General features: G+C 62.4%; 17 protein-coding genes. 13 read left to right on the plus strand and 4 right to left on the minus strand.

Annotated features, from left to right (window positions below):
• The first annotated feature begins 414 nt into the window (after window positions 1-414).
• The 4 genes from leuA to AC0L2Z_RS26670 all read left to right on the plus strand — a co-directional run bounded on the left by leuA (window position 415) and on the right by AC0L2Z_RS26670 (window position 5,725).
• Window positions 415-2,133: a 2-isopropylmalate synthase gene (gene leuA, locus AC0L2Z_RS26655; protein WP_473629742.1), complete on the plus strand. Its 1,719-nt coding sequence runs from the start codon at window positions 415-417 to the stop codon at window positions 2,131-2,133.
• Between the two features lie 182 nt (window positions 2,134-2,315).
• The gene (locus tag AC0L2Z_RS26660; protein WP_473629726.1) at window positions 2,316-4,088 is read left to right on the plus strand and encodes a hypothetical protein; all 1,773 of its coding nucleotides are present in this window, start codon (window positions 2,316-2,318) and stop codon (window positions 4,086-4,088) included.
• 88 nt (window positions 4,089-4,176) lie between these two features.
• Entirely contained in the window at window positions 4,177-4,980 is an 804-nt protein-coding gene (locus AC0L2Z_RS26665; protein WP_473629727.1) for an alpha/beta fold hydrolase, read from the plus strand.
• A 124-nt stretch (window positions 4,981-5,104) separates the two neighbouring features.
• Entirely contained in the window at window positions 5,105-5,725 is a 621-nt protein-coding gene (locus AC0L2Z_RS26670) for a hypothetical protein (protein WP_473629728.1), read from the plus strand.
• Here the strand turns inward: AC0L2Z_RS26670 and AC0L2Z_RS26675 are convergent.
• A complete protein-coding gene (locus tag AC0L2Z_RS26675; protein WP_023797927.1) occupies window positions 5,715-6,629 on the minus strand; it encodes a metallophosphoesterase family protein in 915 nt (304 codons plus the stop codon). The genes AC0L2Z_RS26670 and AC0L2Z_RS26675 overlap by 11 nt on opposite strands.
• Before the next feature lie 53 nt (window positions 6,630-6,682).
• Here AC0L2Z_RS26675 and AC0L2Z_RS26680 point away from each other — a divergent pair, with 53 nt between their 5' ends.
• A complete protein-coding gene (locus AC0L2Z_RS26680; RefSeq protein ID WP_031254497.1) occupies window positions 6,683-7,183 on the plus strand; it encodes an NUDIX domain-containing protein in 501 nt (166 codons plus the stop codon).
• Between the two features lies 1 nt (window position 7,184).
• On the opposite strand, the gene AC0L2Z_RS26685 is transcribed toward AC0L2Z_RS26680, so the two are convergent.
• A complete protein-coding gene (locus AC0L2Z_RS26685; protein ID WP_023797929.1) occupies window positions 7,185-8,174 on the minus strand; it encodes a glutathione S-transferase family protein in 990 nt (329 codons plus the stop codon).
• 311 nt (window positions 8,175-8,485) lie between these two features.
• Here AC0L2Z_RS26685 and AC0L2Z_RS26690 point away from each other — a divergent pair, with 311 nt between their 5' ends.
• The 6 genes from AC0L2Z_RS26690 to AC0L2Z_RS26715 all read left to right on the plus strand — a co-directional run bounded on the left by AC0L2Z_RS26690 (window position 8,486) and on the right by AC0L2Z_RS26715 (window position 13,586).
• Window positions 8,486-9,022, plus strand: coding sequence for a GNAT family N-acetyltransferase (locus AC0L2Z_RS26690; RefSeq protein ID WP_128174312.1), 537 nt, complete (start codon window positions 8,486-8,488; stop codon window positions 9,020-9,022).
• Between the two features lie 172 nt (window positions 9,023-9,194).
• Complete coding sequence (locus AC0L2Z_RS26695) at window positions 9,195-9,956, plus strand: 3-hydroxyacyl-CoA dehydrogenase (protein ID WP_023797931.1); 762 nt, start codon at window positions 9,195-9,197, stop codon at window positions 9,954-9,956.
• A 6-nt stretch (window positions 9,957-9,962) separates the two neighbouring features.
• On the plus strand, window positions 9,963-11,153 hold the full coding sequence (locus AC0L2Z_RS26700) for a CaiB/BaiF CoA transferase family protein (RefSeq protein ID WP_473629729.1): 1,191 nt from the start codon (window positions 9,963-9,965) through the stop codon (window positions 11,151-11,153).
• A 38-nt stretch (window positions 11,154-11,191) separates the two neighbouring features.
• Window positions 11,192-11,953, plus strand: coding sequence for a HugZ family pyridoxamine 5'-phosphate oxidase (locus AC0L2Z_RS26705; RefSeq protein WP_031254499.1), 762 nt, complete (start codon window positions 11,192-11,194; stop codon window positions 11,951-11,953).
• Between the two features lie 173 nt (window positions 11,954-12,126).
• Entirely contained in the window at window positions 12,127-12,465 is a 339-nt protein-coding gene (locus AC0L2Z_RS26710; protein ID WP_128169352.1) for an ArsR/SmtB family transcription factor, read from the plus strand.
• Window positions 12,466-12,782: 317 nt separating this feature from the next.
• Complete coding sequence (locus AC0L2Z_RS26715; protein ID WP_473629730.1) at window positions 12,783-13,586, plus strand: TrmH family RNA methyltransferase; 804 nt, start codon at window positions 12,783-12,785, stop codon at window positions 13,584-13,586.
• A 29-nt stretch (window positions 13,587-13,615) separates the two neighbouring features.
• Here AC0L2Z_RS26715 and AC0L2Z_RS26720 read toward each other — a convergent pair whose 3' ends face one another.
• Entirely contained in the window at window positions 13,616-14,764 is a 1,149-nt protein-coding gene (locus AC0L2Z_RS26720; protein WP_473629731.1) for a coiled-coil domain-containing protein, read from the minus strand.
• A gap of 148 nt (window positions 14,765-14,912) precedes the next feature.
• Window positions 14,913-15,521, minus strand: a complete 609-nt coding sequence (locus AC0L2Z_RS26725; protein WP_023797936.1) for a DUF1134 domain-containing protein — start codon at window positions 15,519-15,521, stop codon at window positions 14,913-14,915.
• Between the two features lie 357 nt (window positions 15,522-15,878).
• On the opposite strand from AC0L2Z_RS26725, the gene chpT reads away from it, so the two are divergent.
• A complete protein-coding gene (chpT, locus tag AC0L2Z_RS26730; protein ID WP_473629732.1) occupies window positions 15,879-16,508 on the plus strand; it encodes a histidine phosphotransferase ChpT in 630 nt (209 codons plus the stop codon).
• A 237-nt stretch (window positions 16,509-16,745) separates the two neighbouring features.
• Complete coding sequence (locus AC0L2Z_RS26735; protein WP_473629733.1) at window positions 16,746-17,114, plus strand: response regulator; 369 nt, start codon at window positions 16,746-16,748, stop codon at window positions 17,112-17,114.
• The last annotated feature ends 43 nt before the right edge of the window (window positions 17,115-17,157 follow it).

Here is a 17,157-nt window from a genome sequence, read left to right on the forward strand (position 1 = left end):
CAACTCACGTGCTACCTAATCCGGACAACTCATCTGCTTACGACACTGTCGTTCGGCCCCACTTGCCTCGCTTTGGCTGCTCCTGTATGAAAACCGCCATGACCAACCGCGCCACCTCCGTCGCTTCCCGTCAGACCGGCTTTGCTGGCGAGACCGTGCGCGCGCTTGCTTCCGCTCTGCTGCTGCTCGGCCTTATCGGCGATCGCCGGGTTCGCTGAAGGAGCGCCCGGCGGTCGAACCGCCGCTCACGCGCATGCTCCTTGGCCAGTCTCAAAATTGGCAAGTCACATCTAGCGAATGAACATCTGGTAAAGGCGCCGCTCGGCACCAAATCCGCCTGAAGGCGGATCCCGCGAGCCGCCGGGAGAGACGACAATGAACGCACGAGAAGAGATCCGCTCAGACAGCGGGGAGATGGGCCAGGATGCCCGGGCCATGCCGGGGGCAGCCCGGGGCATGCCGGAGGCAGCCCGCAAATACCAACCCTACCCGACCGTCGGTCTCACCGACCGCGTGTGGCCTTCGAAAGTCATCGACAAGGCCCCGATCTGGTGCTCGGTCGACCTGCGCGACGGCAACCAGGCGCTGATCGATCCGATGGGCCACGAGCGCAAGGCGCGCATGTTCGCCCTGCTCCTCGACATGGGCTTCAAGGAGATCGAGATCGGTTTCCCGTCGGCCTCGCAGACCGACTTCGATTTCGCCCGCTGGTGCATCGAAGAGGGCAATGTATCAGACGATGTCTCGCTGCAGGTGCTGGTGCAGTGCCGGCCGGAACTGATCACCCGCACTTTCGAGGCGCTGCAGGGCGCCACCAACCCGATCGTGCATTTCTACAATTCGACCAGCGAACTGCAGCGCCGCGTCGTCTTCGAGAAGGACGTCGCCGGCATCAGGCGGATCGCCACCGATGCGGCCAAGATGATCACCGACATGGCAGCGAAGGCCGGCGGCTTCTATCGTTTCGAATATTCGCCGGAGAGCTTTACCGGCACCGAGCTCGAAGTGGCGTTGGAAATCTGCAACGCCGTCACCGAAATCATGAAGCCGACGCCGGAAAACAAGCTGATCATCAACCTGCCGTCCACGGTCGAGATGTCGACACCCAACATCTATGCCGATCGCATCGAATGGATGTGCCGCAATCTCGACAACCGCGAGAACCTGCTCATTTCGCTGCATCCGCACAATGACCGCGGCACCGGGATCGCCACCACCGAACTCGGCCTGATGGCGGGCGCGGACCGCGTCGAAGGCACGCTGTTCGGCAATGGCGAGCGCACCGGCAATGTCGACATCGTCACGCTGGCGCTCAACATGTACACGCAAGGCGTCGATCCCGAGCTCGACTGCTCCGACATCAACCGGATGAAGGACGTCTACGAATATTCGAACCAGTTGAAGATCCCCGAGCGCCATCCCTATGTCGGCGAGCTCGTCTACACCGCCTTTTCCGGCTCGCACCAGGATGCCATCAACAAGGGCATGAAGGCGTTGCGCAAGGCCAACACGCCGTACTGGGAAGTGCCCTATCTGCCGATCGACCCGGCCGATGTCGGGCGCAACTACGAGGCGATCATCCGCATCAACTCGCAGTCCGGCAAGGGCGGCATCGCCTATGTGCTGCAGGCGGACTACGGCCTCAATCTGCCGCGCAACCTGCAGATCGAGTTCAGTCAAGCGATCCAGGCGATCACCGACGCCGAAGGCAAGGAGGTGCCGGCCAAGCGCATCTACGAGCGCTTTCTCGAAACCTACGTCGATCAGCCCGACGCGCGGCTGAAATTCCTCGACCACCACACTTATCCCGACATCGAGATCAAGGGGCGGCGCGCGGTGGAGGCGATCATCCTCGACAGCGGCAAGGAGGTGACGATTTCAGGCTCCGGAACCGGCCCGATCGACGGCTTTGTCGACGCGCTGTCGCGCCATGTCGGCGTGCCGATGTCGGTGCTCGACTATTCGGAGCACTCCATGCAGCGCGGCTCGAATGCCTCGGCCATCTCCTATGTCGAGATGGAGCATCCGGGCGGCAAGCTGTTCGGCGCCGGCATCAACACCAATATCGTCGCCGCTTCGCTGGAAGCCGTGGTTTCCGCCGCCAATCGCATCGTCGGCGGAAAGGCCGACTAGAGGAGCTGAGCTGGAGCAAGATGACCCCGGATGGTATCATCCTGCTCCAGTCTTTCGCGCCATTAACCACCGGAATATTATCCGGTGGGGTACGCGATCGCATAATGGATGCATGCTTGTATGGCAGTGCAGGCGCTATATGATTGCGTCTTAACCTGTGCCGACTTCGAGAGGATCGACACTTGCAGCATGCCACGCCTGCCGCCCCCGCAGTGCGCGAGACGCTGGAGCGATTGCTAGCCAGCGAAACGTTCGGGAGATCCGAACGAGCGCGTAAGCTGCTTCGCTATCTGGTCGAGCGCGAGCAGGCAGGCGAAGCCGACAAGCTCAAGGGCTTTTCCATCGCGATGGATGTTTTCGGCAAGGACGGCGATTTCGATCCGTCGACCGACGCCGTGGTGCGGGTGCAGGCGGGCAGGCTGCGCGAGCTTCTGCAGCATTACTTTGCCAATGAGGGTGTTGCCGAGCCGATCCGCATTGCCATTCCGCGTGGCGGCTATGTTCCATCCTATGAACTCAACGCGATCCGCCTGCCGGTCGAGCCGGCGTCGGCGGAACACGTCGAAGCGGCGGCCACCTTGCCGGAATCGCCCGAAGAACCCGTCATGGCCGCACCTGCCGCATCGTCCCCCGTCGTTCGCCAGCCGGCACCCTCGCTGCTGCGTCATCTCCAGTTCTTCTGGCTGGCGATCGCTCTGGTCATCGCCATGCTGGGGGTGCTGATCCTTCGTCAGGGAAGCAGCGCATTGCTGGCGGGAAGCGATGCCGCGCCGACGATTGAAAATGCGGTGGCAACCGGCAGCATTGCGCCATGGGCTCCGGCTGAAAGCCTTCCGCTCGTCTACATTGCGGTGAAAACCAACAGTGCCGAGGCTGCCCGCGTCGCCGCATCGCTGCGCGCCGGCCTCAGCCGCTTCGACACGGTCACCTTCATCGGTCGCGATGCTGACGGCCCGCCCGATCCTGTCGCCGATGCGATCAGCTTCGTGTTCGATGTCTTGCCGGGACCAACGGCAGGCGATGTCACCCTGGAGCTTCAAAGCGTGGCGACCGGCCGGGTGCTGCTGTCACGCAACTTGACTGCCGCCGACAGCACACCCTCCACCGTCGAGGACAGTGTCGCCGGCATTTTGAGTTCGGCCGTTCCGGCTCCGGGCGCGATCTACAACTATATCGAACAGAACGGCCTTCAGACCGGCCTGACCGAATGTCTGCTGCTCAACGACAAATACTATCTCGACCAGGGCGCCAAAACCCATGAGGCTGCCTATCGCTGCCTCGAAATCCTGGTCGATCGGGATGCGAAATCGTCGCTCGTCTTTTCGGAGCTGGCGACCCTGCATCTCGAGGCGGGCACAGATCACTACGCCTATCCAGCCGGCGCAACGATCGAACAGGCGATGTCGCTGGCCCGTCGCGCCGTGCAGATGGGGCCGACCAGCCCCTATGCCCACCGTGCCTATGGCTATCTCAATTCCCGCCTCGGCAATTCGGAGGAATCGATCCGCTGGATGCGCAAGGCCTACGAACTCAACCCTTACGACCTCAGCATGGCGGCAGCTTATGCCTACGGGCTGATTTTCGCCGGCAGGTACAGGGAGGGAACACCGATCCTTGCTCACGCCGCCGAAACCTCCAGCGCCCATCCGACCTGGTGGGATTACGGGCTTTTCGTCGGCCAGTTCATGGCTGGCGATATGAACAAGGCCGCGCTTGCCAGCGATGCGCTGCAAGCGACGCCGACGAAATCGCACTATCTGGCTGCGCGGCTGATCACTGCCAAGGCCGCCGGTCGCAATCATCTGGCGCACGAACTTTTGGACGAGTTGACGGTCAAGTTCCCGAAATTCGCTGCCGATCCGCGCGCGGCTTTTGTCGAGCGGAAATACCCCGCCGATCTGACCGAGCGGCTGGTCGAGGCTTTGCGTGCCGCCGGGCTCGGCAATGCCAGCTAGTCCTTCCGACCAGCACGGCCGATCGCGAAAAACTTGGTACAAGACACAATCCAGCCACATCCGAATTCGCATAAAACCATAGTATTTCATGATTTCATCGCTTTACGTTGCCGAACGGGGCGCCGGCCCGAAGACGGTTGTCTTTCTGCATGGCTTCGGCGGTTGCCACGGCGACTGGCACGAGGTGATTTCGACACTGGCACCTGGTTCACGGACGCTGGCCTACGATCTTCCGGGCCATGGGCTGTCCCTCGATTTCCCGGGTGGCGGCCCGGCCAGGACAGCCGCCCGGGCTGTTCTTGCAGACATCGCCGCTCGCAGAATCAGGAGGGTGCATCTCGTCGGCCATTCGATGGGCGGGGCGGCGGCTGTGCTGATGGCACTGGCCGAACCCGCAAGGATAGCCTCGCTGACGCTTCTGGCGCCGGGCGGGTTTGGCACTGAGATCAATGGCCCGCTGTTGCGCCGTTACGCAGCGGCAGCCGGCAAAAGTGAAATTCGCGCCTGCCTCGCCGCCATGTCCGGACCGCAAAGCCCGCCCTCGGAGCGCATCGTGGATGTGCTTGGCGCAATGCGCGCGCGTCCCGGCCAGTCGCACAAACTTGTCGAGATCGCAGCCGCCATGACCAGGGACGATCGGCAGGGCGTCATCCCGCACGAACGGCTCGAAACACTGGATATGCCGGTGATTGTGGTCTGGGGGACCGATGACGCGGTGCTGCCCTTCAGCCAGGCCGATGGTCTGCCGGCGCATTTCCACCTGCACCACGTGTCGGAGGCCGGCCATATGCTGGTCGAGGAAGCGCCCGGCCTGATCGCCGAGATCGTCCGCCGCAACATGAAACGCCGCAGCAGGCCGCTTCGTCCAAACTCCGCTCCCGCAGCGGGCTGATCCCTGTCAAAGCGCGGCTTCGGGCCGGATTTTGCAAGCCGCCTATCGATCTCGCAAGCGCATTTTGCTGCATTTTGCCAACGACTGTGTTAATTCGGTGTTAACCAAACGCGAGGCAACGCCGATGAAGGATGCAGCCGAGACCATAAGCCAGGCCGATGAGTCGCGAAAATTGTCGGACGCCATCCGCGACGTGAAAAACGCTTTCGCCGACCGCGACGACGTCGTGGTCGACATGCGCGAAGCGCATCGCATGCGGCTCGAATTGCTTGCCGCCGAACTCGCGGCGGTCTTCGCCGACGTGCCCGCCGACATGGACAATTTCGACTTCGCCGTCTCGTCCGGGCTGCAGCCGCGCCTCTGGATCGACGCCGTCAGCCATGTCGCCATGGGGCGCGACCGCCGCACCTATCGCTTCCTCAAGGACACGCGCATCGGCCGCGTGGTGCTCGCCGAATCGACCGAGATGAAACCGGTTGCCGATCAGGTGACGCGCTACGTCGCGGAGCGCGTCATCGAACGCCAGAGAATGCTGGAAGGCGGGGTCGAGCAGGCTGCCGGCCTGAAACGTGCCTTGGTCCCGGAAGCCGAGCCGCCGCTGCGATCCGTCAAGCGCCGCAAACGTTGGTCAGCCTTTCTCTCCGGTCTCGGCCTGATCGCTGCCGGCGCCCTGGTCGGGCTGGCGGTATCGATCGTGTTGTTCTGGGACCGCCTCGTTGCGATGGGACTGAGTTTCACGCCATAGCGTCCGCGCCAAGCTCCACAACCTCCAGATCGGCAGGCGGGATGGCCGGCCCGGTCAGGCCACGTCGCGTCAGCCTGAGCCGCCAGTTGCCTATTTCACCATCGATCTCCAGCAGATTATATTGCGCCGCTGGACGCCTGCCGCCTGGCGCCTGCCCTGCGGCAGCGACGCCGACCACTGGAATTTTGGCGCCGCGCCCATTGATCGAGAACAGCGTCGGCTCGTGCGAATGGCCGTGCAGCACAAGCTCGGCCCCGTGCCGCTGAACGACCTTTTGGAAGCGGGCAATGCCGAACAGCCGCTTGGGCTGCGAAACGGCGCCGCGCACCGGCGGATGGTGGATCATGATCACCCGGAACAGCCCGCGTTTGGCCGTGGCATCGAGCACGTCCCGCAGCCTTTCCGCCTGGTCTTCCAGAAAAAAGCCGTTGGCCATGAACGGAGCCGTCGCCCGCGCCGTCGTGACACCGATCAGCGCGACGTTGCCACGCACGCGCAGATAGGGAAAGGCTTCGCGGTCGACCGGCGTATTGACGCCGTCGCCGGTCATCCACGCCGTCCACGACCGGCAGGACTTGTCGAAAGCACCGGGCACATAGGCGTCGTGGTTTCCCGGAACGACCGACACATCGTCGGGGGAGCCCAGCGTCTCCAGCCAGTGCTTGCCCATCTCGATCTCGCCATCGAGCGCCAGATTGACCAGATCGCCGGTGACGGCAAGGTGATCGGGTGCGCTCGCCTTGATATCGGCGACGATGGTGTCGATGACGGCGTCGCGCATGTGGCGGCGGCGATTGCGCTGCCAGTTGACGTAACCGACCACCCGCTTGGAGGCGAGATCGCGATAGGTTACACCGGGAAGCGGTCCCAAGTGGATATCGGAAATATGCGCGAGCCTGAACATCCCTCCTTCATAAGCGACGCACGCGCTGCTTTCCACCCACGGTTTCGTGGGTGATGATGCGGCCCGATCCGGAGCAAGCTTTCCGCCAGACCGGCTGGCCGGGTCTCAGGGCAAGGCTGTTTCATCTGTACTTCGTGCTGCGGCGGCCGATGACGCTTGGGGTGCGTGGCTTGATCCACGATCGCACGTCCAGTTCCGTCTTCCTCATTCGCCATACCTATGTACCGGGCTGGCAGCTTCCCGGCGGGGGCGTCGAGCTGGGCGAGACGATGATCGAGGCGTTGGCGCGCGAGCTCTCCGAGGAGGGCAATATTGCATTGACCGCGCCGCCGGTGCTGAAATCGATGCATTTCAACCGTCGGGCCAGCCGCCGCGACCATGTCGGCCTCTATTTGGTCGAGCAGTTCAATCAGACGGCGCCGAAGCTGCCGGACCGCGAGATCGCCGCAGCCGGCTTCTTTCCGCTCGACCGCCTGCCGGAAGCAACGACGCCGGCCACGTTGCGGCGGATTGCCGAGATTTTCAGCGGCGCGGCGGCATCGCCCTTCTGGTAGATCACGCTGCCTTCCTGAACCGCGCCCGATCATGCGGCGCCGCGTAGTCCAGTTCCGGCCCGACCGGCACGATGTGCGTCGGGTTGATCGTTGCGTGGCTGCCGTAATAGTGCGCCTTGATGTGGTGCAGGCTCACCGTGCCGGCCACGCCCGGGACCTGGTAGAGGTCGCGCAGATAGTTCGACAGGTTCGGATAGTCGGCGATGCGGCGCAGGTTGCACTTGAAATGGCCGACATAGACCGGGTCGAAGCGGACCAGCGTGGTGAACAGCCGCCAATCGGCCTCGGTGATGCGGTCACCGACGAGATAACGCTGGCGAGATAGGCGATCCTCGAGCTGGTCGAGCGCCGCGAACAGTTCGCCAAACGCTTTCTCATAGGCCGCTTGCGTGGTGGCGAAGCCGGCGCGATAGACACCGTTGTTGACTGATGGATAGACCAGAGCGTTGACCGCGTCGATTTCGCCGCGCAGTGCTTTCGGATAAAAATCGAGGCTGGCATCGCCCCATTTGTCGAAGGCTGAATTGAGCATCCGAATGATCTCGGAGGACTCGTTGCAGACGATTGTCTGTTCTCGCCTGTCCCACAGAACCGGCACCGTCACGCGGCCGGAATAGGCGGGATCGGTCTTGGTGTAGATCTGATGCAGGAAGTCGAGGCCGTAGAGCGTATCGCCGGTGGCGCCGTCCTCGGCCACGAAGGTCCAGCCGTTGGCGCCCATGAAATGATGGACGACCGAGACGGAAATCACGTCCTCGAGCTTTTTCAGTGCCCGAAAGATCAGCGTCCGGTGCGCCCAGGGACAGGCAAGCGAGACATAGAGATGGTAGCGGCCCGGCTCGGCCTTGAAGCCGCGCGTGCGGCCTTCGGCGGGCCTGCCGTCAACCGTGACCCAGTCGCGCCATCGCGACTGCGCCCGCACGAATTCGCCGTCGCTCGCCTTGGTGTCGTACCCGCTGTCCTGCCATTTGCCGTCGACCAGCAATCCCATGTGATGTCCTTTCCTCTTCGTAGGGATGTAGGCACAAACCGACGATGCGGAAATCGCCAGGCGTTGAACAGTTCGTCAATCGCCCGGTGCGGCAGACGAATGACGGCAAACGAAGGCGGCAAACGAATGGCGGCAGCAAACGGCCGATTGCAGTGGCTGAAGATTGGTGCTAGCGGAAAATCCGCATGCTTGACTTTGCCTTGATCCGGTTCGACCGACGACGAAAGGGCGCCCGCGCTTGATGAAGCGCTGACTGGCGAACGCTGCCGTTTGCAGCAAACCTTTCCCCGTCTACCCGGAACGCAAAGACCATGAGCCTTGCCGACGTGAAATACCTGCCGGAAACTCCGGCGCATGACCCCGAAATCGAAACCATCAACGACGAAGCCTTCGGGCCGGGCCGTTTCGTGCTGGGCGCCTACAAGATCCGTGAGGGCGGCCCGCATGAACGCGCTCTGTCCTTCGTGGCCGTCGATGGCGATATCGTCGTCGCCTCTGTGCGCATGACGCGCATCGCGGCCGGCGCCGGCCGCGCGCTGATGCTCGGACCGCTTGCCGTGCGGCCGGCCTACAAGAATCTCGGCATTGGCCGCCGGCTGGTGGCGATCGCGCTGGAGGCCGCCGCCAAGGCCGGTATGCCGGCGGTGATGCTTGTCGGCGACGAGCCCTATTACGGCCCGCTCGGCTTCAAGAGAATCCCGCGTGGGCAAATCTCCATGCCGCGCCCGGTCGATCCTGACCGGCTGTTGTCGCATGAGATCGTGCCGGGCGCGATGGCACGGCTGGTGGGGGAGGTTTGCCACGCCGATCAGGCAAGGATTGCCGCGCAAATCGCCGCGATGGCGTGACCATCCGGATGCTGTTGCGCCATACTGTCAGGCTTCGTAGCATGTTGCCGATGGTGCATGTCGCCCAAAAGTGCGCAGCGGTTTTGGGTAACGAGATGCAATAAAAACAGAGATTTAAAGCGCTTCGATTGAGTCCGTTCAGTTCGACGCGCTTTAGATGGAGGACGCCGACATGAACCCGAACGGCCAGATTGCGATCGTCACCGGTGGCGGCTCCGGCCTCGGAGAAGCGACGGCACGTGCACTGGCCGCAAAGGGCGCCGGCGTTGCCATCCTCGACCTCGGCATCGAGCGTGCGGCGAAGATCGCGGCCGATATCGGCGGCATCGCCATCCAATGCGACGTAAGCAGCGCCGACGGCGGTGCTGCTTCAGTGGCAGAAGTGGTAAAAAAGTTCGGTGAACCCCGTATCCTGGTCAATTGCGCCGGCATCGCCATCGGCATGAAGACGATCGGCAAGGACGGTCCGCACCCGCTCGACCAATACCGCAAGGTGATCGAGGTCAATTTGATCGGCACCTTCAACATGATCCGCCTCGTCGCCGACCGGGCCGCGAAGCTTGAGCCGCTGGAGGGCGGCGAGCGCGGCGTCATCGTCAACACGGCATCGGTCGCCGCCTATGACGGTCAGATCGGCCAGGCGGCCTATTCAGCCTCCAAAGGCGGCGTCGTCGGCATGACGCTGCCGGTGGCGCGCGATCTTGCCCGGTCGGGCATTCGCGTCTGCACCATCGCGCCCGGCATCTTCAAGACGCCGATGATGGCCGGCATGCCGCAAGAGGTGCAGGATACGCTCGGCGCCGCGGTGCCCTTCCCGTCCCGTCTCGGCGAGCCTTCCGAATATGCAGCCCTTGTGCTGCATATCATCGAAAACCAGATGCTCAACGGCGAGACCATCCGCCTCGATGGCGCCATCCGCATGGCGCCGAAGTAGCCGACCATGAGTGCCGAAGTCGCCCTTCAGGCGAAGACTGGCCCGCTCGCCGGCCTGACGGTGATCGAGATGGCCGGGCTTGGACCGGTGCCGCTGGCCGGCCTGATGCTGTCGGAGATGGGCGCCGAGGTGCTGCGCATCGAGCGGGCTGGATCGAGCCAGCCGTTTCTGGCGCTACCGGACGAATACGACATCGACTGTCACGGCCGCTCCATCCTGCGGATTGACCTGAAGCGCTGGGAAGGCGCCGAACTGGTGCTGCGCCTTGCCGAAAAGGCCGACATGCTGGTCGAAGGGTTTCGTCCCGATGTCATGGAGCGGCTTGGTCTCGGGCCGGGTGCGGTTCTGGCGCGCAATCCGGCCCTGATCTACGGCCGCGTGACGGGTTTCGGTCAGGACGGTCCGCTATCGGGACGTGCCGGCCACGACATCACCTACCTCGCCTACTCGGGTGTGCTGCATGCCATCGGCCAGCAAGGCGGCCGGCCGGTCCCACCGCTCAATCTTGTCGCCGACTACGGCGGCGGCGCCATGATGCTGGTCGCCGGCGCACTGGCCGCCCTGTTTGAGCGCTCGCGCTCCGGCAAGGGTCAGGTGATCGACGCCGCGATGACCGAGGGCGCTTCAATGCTGGCGACACCTGTGCACGCCCTGATGGCGGCGGGCCTGTGGAGTGACACGCGTGGCACGAACCTGCTCGATTCCGGCGCGCCCTTTTACGACATCTATGAGACCGCGGACGCACGGCACGTCGCCGTCGGCTGCCTTGAGCCCCGGTTCTTCGCCGAATTCGCAAGACTGCTGCCGCTCGACCAGATTTTTGTACGCGGCCAATACGACAGGTATTTGTGGCCGCAGATGCGGGCCGCCATTGTCGATCGGGTCGGGCAAAAGTCACGGGACGACTGGGACCGTCTCTTTGCTGCGACCGATGCTTGCGTCGCACCGGTCTTGTCGCTGCGGGAAGCCAGGGATCATCCGCACAATCGCGCTCGCAACGCCTTCTTGAAGTCGGGTGCGCTTGAGCGCCCCGCCCCAGCGCCGCGCTTTTCGCGCTCCCGGCCGACGCTTGCCGCCATGCCGGCCGATCACGATTGTCAGGCGGCGACGGTGCTGGCACGCTTCGGTCTTTCGGAAAGCGAGACTGAGGCCCTTTTCAAATCTGGGGCCCTTGTCAAATCCCGTGTGATAGGTTGATAACTGGAGAGCAAAGATCAGCTTAGGACGGTGTGGATTTGAACGATCGGAAGAAGGACGTGATCCGCGAGACCGACGCCGAAGCGATCAGGCTGGCGAAGACGCTGATCCGCAGTGCCCGTTTCGGCGCGCTGGCGGTGATCGAGCCCGGCACCGGTTCGCCGCTGGCCAGCAGGGTTGGTGTCGCCACCGATATCGACGGCACGCCGCTGATCCTTGTATCGATGTTGTCCGCCCATACCGGCGCGATCCTTGCCGACCCGCGCTGTTCGCTGCTTGTCGGCGAGCCCGGCAGGGGCGACCCGCTGGCGCACCCACGGTTGACGCTCGTCAGTCGGGCGGCACGGCTTGAGCGTGGATCCGACGAGCACGCCGGCGCCGAACGGCGCTATCTCAACCGCAACCCCAAGGCGAAGCTCTATGCCGGCCTTGGCGACTTCTCGATCTTCCGCCTGGAGCTGGAGCGCGCCAGTCTCAACGGCGGCTTTGGCAAGGCCTACCTGCTCGAACGCGCCGATCTGGTCACGACCGCGCCGATCGTCGAAGAGCTTGCCGCTGGCGAACAATCCGCCCTCGACCATATGAATGCCGACCATAGCGACGCAATTGCCGTCTACGCGCGCCACTTCGCCAAGGCGGCGGGCGACGGCTGGGTCGTCACCGGCTTTGACGCCGACGGCATGGACCTGGCATTGGGCGACGATATCTGCCGGGTGTTCTTTCCCGAGCCATTGAGGACGGCGCGCGAGCTCAGGCATGTTCTGGTCGACATGGCAAAAACCGGCCGAGTGGCGGATTAAACACAGTCCGACAGTTAATCGCGCCGGGTCGAAAGCAAGTCTTGAGGTTTGAGCTAGATGTTCTACGCTTTCCCGGTAGCGTTGAATCGCCAGCGCAAATTCGCAAGTGAGCCTATGGAATCAGACGCTATTGCCCCCATAGCGCCGGAGGAGCAGGAAGGTATGGGGGATCGATGGTCTCGAAAAAGCTAATCGCCAATGCCGAATCAGCGGCCTCGTTTCTGACGCTGATGGGCAACGAGAAACGACTGTTGATCATGATCCACCTGGCCGAAGGTGAAATGTCGGTCGGCGCTATCGCCGAAAAGGTTCTGCTCAGCCAATCCGCCCTGTCACAGCATCTGGCCAAACTGCGGGCGCTCGATCTCGTCGAGACCCGGCGCGACCGGCAGATGATCTACTATTCCTGCAAATCCGATGCCGTGCGCGAACTTCTCAACACGCTGGACGGGGTTTTCGGCGAGGGTGAGCTATCGCAGATGGCATACCGCTCGCGTCGCTCCGGGACTTGACCGGCCAATGCATGTCGCCCAAAGCCGGCACATGCATAAGATAAGAACTGGTCCGAGCGCCCCTTGCCTCGCTGACGACTCCTAATGCATGTCGCGCAAAAGCATGCCCGTGCAGCGGTTTTGCGATAGCGACATGCATAAAACAACAACCTAAAGCGCGTCGCGAGAGGTCGGTTGAGGTCGGTCGAACGCGACGCGCTTTTGAGCGACTTGCGTCCACTTGGACGCAGAAGGTACGCTCTGACACTTTGGATCCACGCGTCGTGCTGTCGCAAAACCCACCACGATCGGGCCGATGCGGGTCAGTTGAGGCAAGCATGCGCAGCATTCGTATCGACGACCCGCAAGACCCGCGCGTCGCCGCCTATCTCGACATTCGCGAGCGCGATCTTGCCGGCCGGCAGGGTCGTTTCGTTGCCGAAGGCAAGGTGGTGCTCGAAATGTTGCTCGCGGCCAAACGCTTTGCCGCCGAATCGGTGCTGGTGCTCGAAAACCGGCTGGCAGGCCTCGACGCAACCCTGCGCAAGGCGCCCGCGGACCTTCCGGTCTACGTGGCGGCCAGCGAGGTTATGGACAGGATTGCCGGCTTTCACATGCATCGCGGCATATTGGCGATCGGCCGCAAGGGCGAGGCGCAGCCTGCAGAGGCCTTGCTGGATGCCCTGCCCGCCCGCGCGTTGATCGTCGCGCTGGTCGGCATCGCCAACCATGACAATATGGGCTCGATCTTTCGCAACGCCGCCGCCTTCGGCGCCGATGCCGTGTTTCTGGACGCGGCCTGCTGCGATCCCCTGTACCGCAAGGCGATCCGCGTTTCGGTCGGCGCCGCGCTGAAAGTTCCTTTTGCCTCCTTCGCTGAGACCGTCGGCTTTACCGCGGCGCTCGATCGGCTGGGCTTCGGCCAATTCGCATTGTCGCCGCGCGGACAAACCGACATCCGCGATGCGAAAAGGACCGAACGGCTGGCACTCTATCTCGGCACTGAAGGCGAAGGCCTGCCCGAGATGCTGCTCGCCCGCCTGCGGACGGTGCGGATCAATATGACAGAAGGCTTCGACAGCCTGAATGTCGCCGCCGCGTCAGCCATCGCCTTGCATCATTTCTCGGCAAGCAGGACCTGAGCCGCAGAAGTCAGCATCACTGCCTGGGCTCAATGCGCCGATTCGGCCTGCTGCAGCGCCCGCACGCGATCGGCAAGGCTGCGTTCACCGCTTCCCGGTGGGTTGGGTGCCGCAAGAACCTTTGCGATCGGCGATTCCGGCCCGTCGAGCTTCGCCGTCAGGGCTACGACCTGCGCCGCCAGGTCGCTCATCTGCTCGCGCAACGCAGCGCTGGCGCCTTCGGATCTGGATGCCGCGTCGGCGGCAAGATCCGTTTTCAGCCTCTTGTTCTCGCTGGCCAGTGCCGTCAATCTCGCCTCCAACTGCTCCCGGTCGCTGTCGAGCTTGGCGATAGCTTTTTCCATATCGCCCTTGACGGCCACATCGGCCTGACCGCCTTGCGCTCCGACGAGACGCACCGCTGCCGACGCATTTTCCACGCTTTCGCTTTTCAGCTTTTCGCGAAGCCGCGCGATTTCCTTTTCGCGGCGTGCAAGCTTGTCCTCGCGATCGGCAAGCGTGGCGAGCAGGCGCTCGATCTTCTTGTCCAGTTCACCGGTCCTTTTCTTCTCGGCTTTCAACGCGTCTCGCGCGGCCTTGCTCTCGGCCGCGATCTCCTGTTGGCGCCTGTCCGCCTCCTTGCGCTGGCCGCGCAGCACTGAAATATCATCGGCCAGCTTTTGCAATTCGGATTCGCGCGCCACAAGTTCGATCTGACGGCTGCTGGAAGAAAAGCTGGCGTCGTCATACATGTGCTCCAGTTTTTTCAGCTCGAGCACACGCTTTTCCAGGGCATGCTCGGTTTGAGCAAGCCGATCCGACAAAAGCTGCAACTCGTCTTTGCGCTGCCGAAGGTCTTCGCCCTTGGCCTCGAGCGCGGAAAGGGTCTGTTCCTTGTCCTTCCGCTCGAGCGCCAGTTCCTTCAGTGCTTCGCGGCCACGGCCGATCTCGACAAGCTGTTCGGCCGATTTCTCGCGCAACGCCTTGACGCTCATCTCAAGCCGACGTGTCGCCATAGCGAACTCGGCGCGGATGCGATCCTTCTCCGCCTGGATCTCGGCCAGCGTCAGCGGCATCGAGCCCTCGATGCGTTTACGCGTCAGCATCACGGCCCGCCGCCAGATGGCCGGGGCAATCATCAGCGCCAGAAAGCCGGCGCAGAGAAAGCCGAGGACAAAGAACAGGACCGACTGAACCAAGGTGACTATCCGTTATGAACGGCAAACAACCGTAAGGGACTGTGCCACGTTCGCATGACGGAATTCCAGTGCCGCGGCAAGGGTCTGCCGCAGCATTGTTCAGACCGTCGATCCTGGAAACAATCGCGGTGACGAGGCAACCGCTTGCTCAGAATGGATTCCAGGTGGCGCGCTGGGTAAGCTTGAGGTAGCCGAGATTGACGCCAAGCCGGGCGCCGACGCCGGTACGGATCGGGACCAGCAGCACATTGTTGTTCTTCATCACGTTGAAGCCGACGCCAGCCACAAGGTAGGCGGAGCCGGCAAGGCCGCCGAAACGATTGTAGAGGCTGTTCACATCGTCGAGATTATAGACCAGCATCATCACCCGCGAGCCCTCGCCGCCAAAATCCCAGCCGAGCGACGGGCCCTGCCAGAACACTTTGTGATCGCCGGCATTCTTCGTGTAGAGTGTGCCTTCACCATAGGTCAGGCCACCGATCAGGGCGCCCGAGCCCTCCTCCCCAAGCAAATAGCCATTGGGCAGGCCATAGGAGGAGAAAATCTTCTCCACGACGGTGGCGAGCCCGCCCGACGTCGCACCGAAGAATTTATGACCGGAATCGACGATCTCCTGAGCGGTGTATTCCTGGGCCCGCGAAGGCGAGGTTGAAAAGACGACAAGGCCCATGAGAGCGATTGCCATTGAGAAGACACGGAGAAAACTCCGGTCTGTGAAGACACGGAAAAAACTCCGGTCGTAGTATCGGGAAAACATGCTTCCAATCTCCGTCAGGGAGCACTTTCGCCGACGCCTCGCATCCGTGCGGCTCTTTGGTGGCCGTTAAGGATGACTGTTAAGGACAAACTATGCCGTAATCCTTTTTCAACCATTAAGCTTTCACATGAAGATGGCGGTTCGTAGGCTGGTTTCGCGCTGATTTCGCGTCGGCCCGCAGTATCCGCACCCTGCGTGAACACACCATTTTCGATAGCGACAATTCCGGATTTGTTGCTGCGCGCTCAGGCGCTGTGTATTCAGTAGGCCTTGGGAGAGCGAGCGTGATTCGTGTGGACAGGCGTGATCGTTGATCGCCCGGCCATTTCCAGTGAATTTTTGCAGGGACTTTCGTCGATGGCCGAGCTTTTCACCCTTTCCGCACCCGATCTCGCCGCGCTTTTGTGCAGCCGGGTCTGCCACGACATCATTTCGCCGGTCGGCGCCATAAACAACGGGCTTGAGCTGCTCGACGAAGGCGGCGCCGACGAAGACGCCATGAAATTGATTCGCCAGAGCGCCAGAAACGCTTCGGCCCGCCTGCAATTCGCCCGCATCGCCTTCGGCGCAGCCGGTTCTGCCGGCATGATGATCGACACCGGCGATGCCGAGGCCGTTGCCATCGCCTTCTTGAAGAACGAGAAGCCGGAACTGATCTGGAATGGACCCCGTGCGCTGCTGCCCAAGAACAAGGTAAAGCTGCTGCTCAACCTTATTCTCGTCGCCCACGCTGCCATTCCGCGTGGCGGCAAGCTTACGGTCACGCTTGAAAACCTCGACACGGAACCACGCTTTGCGCTCGCCGCGAGCGGTCCGATGCTGCGCGTGCCGCCCAAATTCCTGGAGCTCCATTCCGGCAACAAGCCTGAAGAACCGATCGACGCGCATTCGGTGCAGCCCTACTACACACTGCTTCTGGCGCGCGAGGCGAACATGACAATATCGATCCACGCGACCGCAGAAGAAATCGTTCTCTCGGCTGCTTGAAGTTACTAAGAAATGATTGAAAAGAACAGATAAGAGTTTTTAGACTACCCCATCACGGTGGAATGAAATGAGCCATCCAGGCTAGTTCGGCCGAACCATCGGTCAAGAAGTTTCCGTAAAAGCTGTTCTTGCAAAAATTTTACCTATCGGCTTTTCAGCTTCTTTACCGGATTGATCCTACGGTGCCTTCCAGACCGCGACGCTGCCGGATTGCCGCATGGCAAAGAGGGCCCGGAAATGAAACGCTGCATGTTCATCGACGATTCGAGCGTCATCAGGAGGGTTGCAAAGCGCATCCTGGGTGGTTCCGACATGCTGGTCATCGAAGCTGCCAGCGGGCTTGATGCGGTTGAGATGTGCACTGCCGACATGCCGGATATCATCATTGTCGACGGCGCCTTGCCGGACATGCAGGCCGAGGACGTCATTCGCCGCGTACGCGCCATGGAAAGTCCGATGCAACCTCAGATCCTGATTTTGCTGGTTGAGGTCGACGTCGCTTCGATCATGCGGGCAAAGCGCGCCGGCGCCCAAGGCTATCTGCTGAAGCCGTTCACTCGGCCGCAACTTCTCGAGCGCTTCCGCACCTTGAGATTTGCCGGCTGATTCGCCACCGCTGGCGCATGGCCGCGGAAATCGGCTCTCCAAT

The sequence above is a fragment of the Mesorhizobium sp. WSM4850 genome (genome assembly GCF_055811735.1).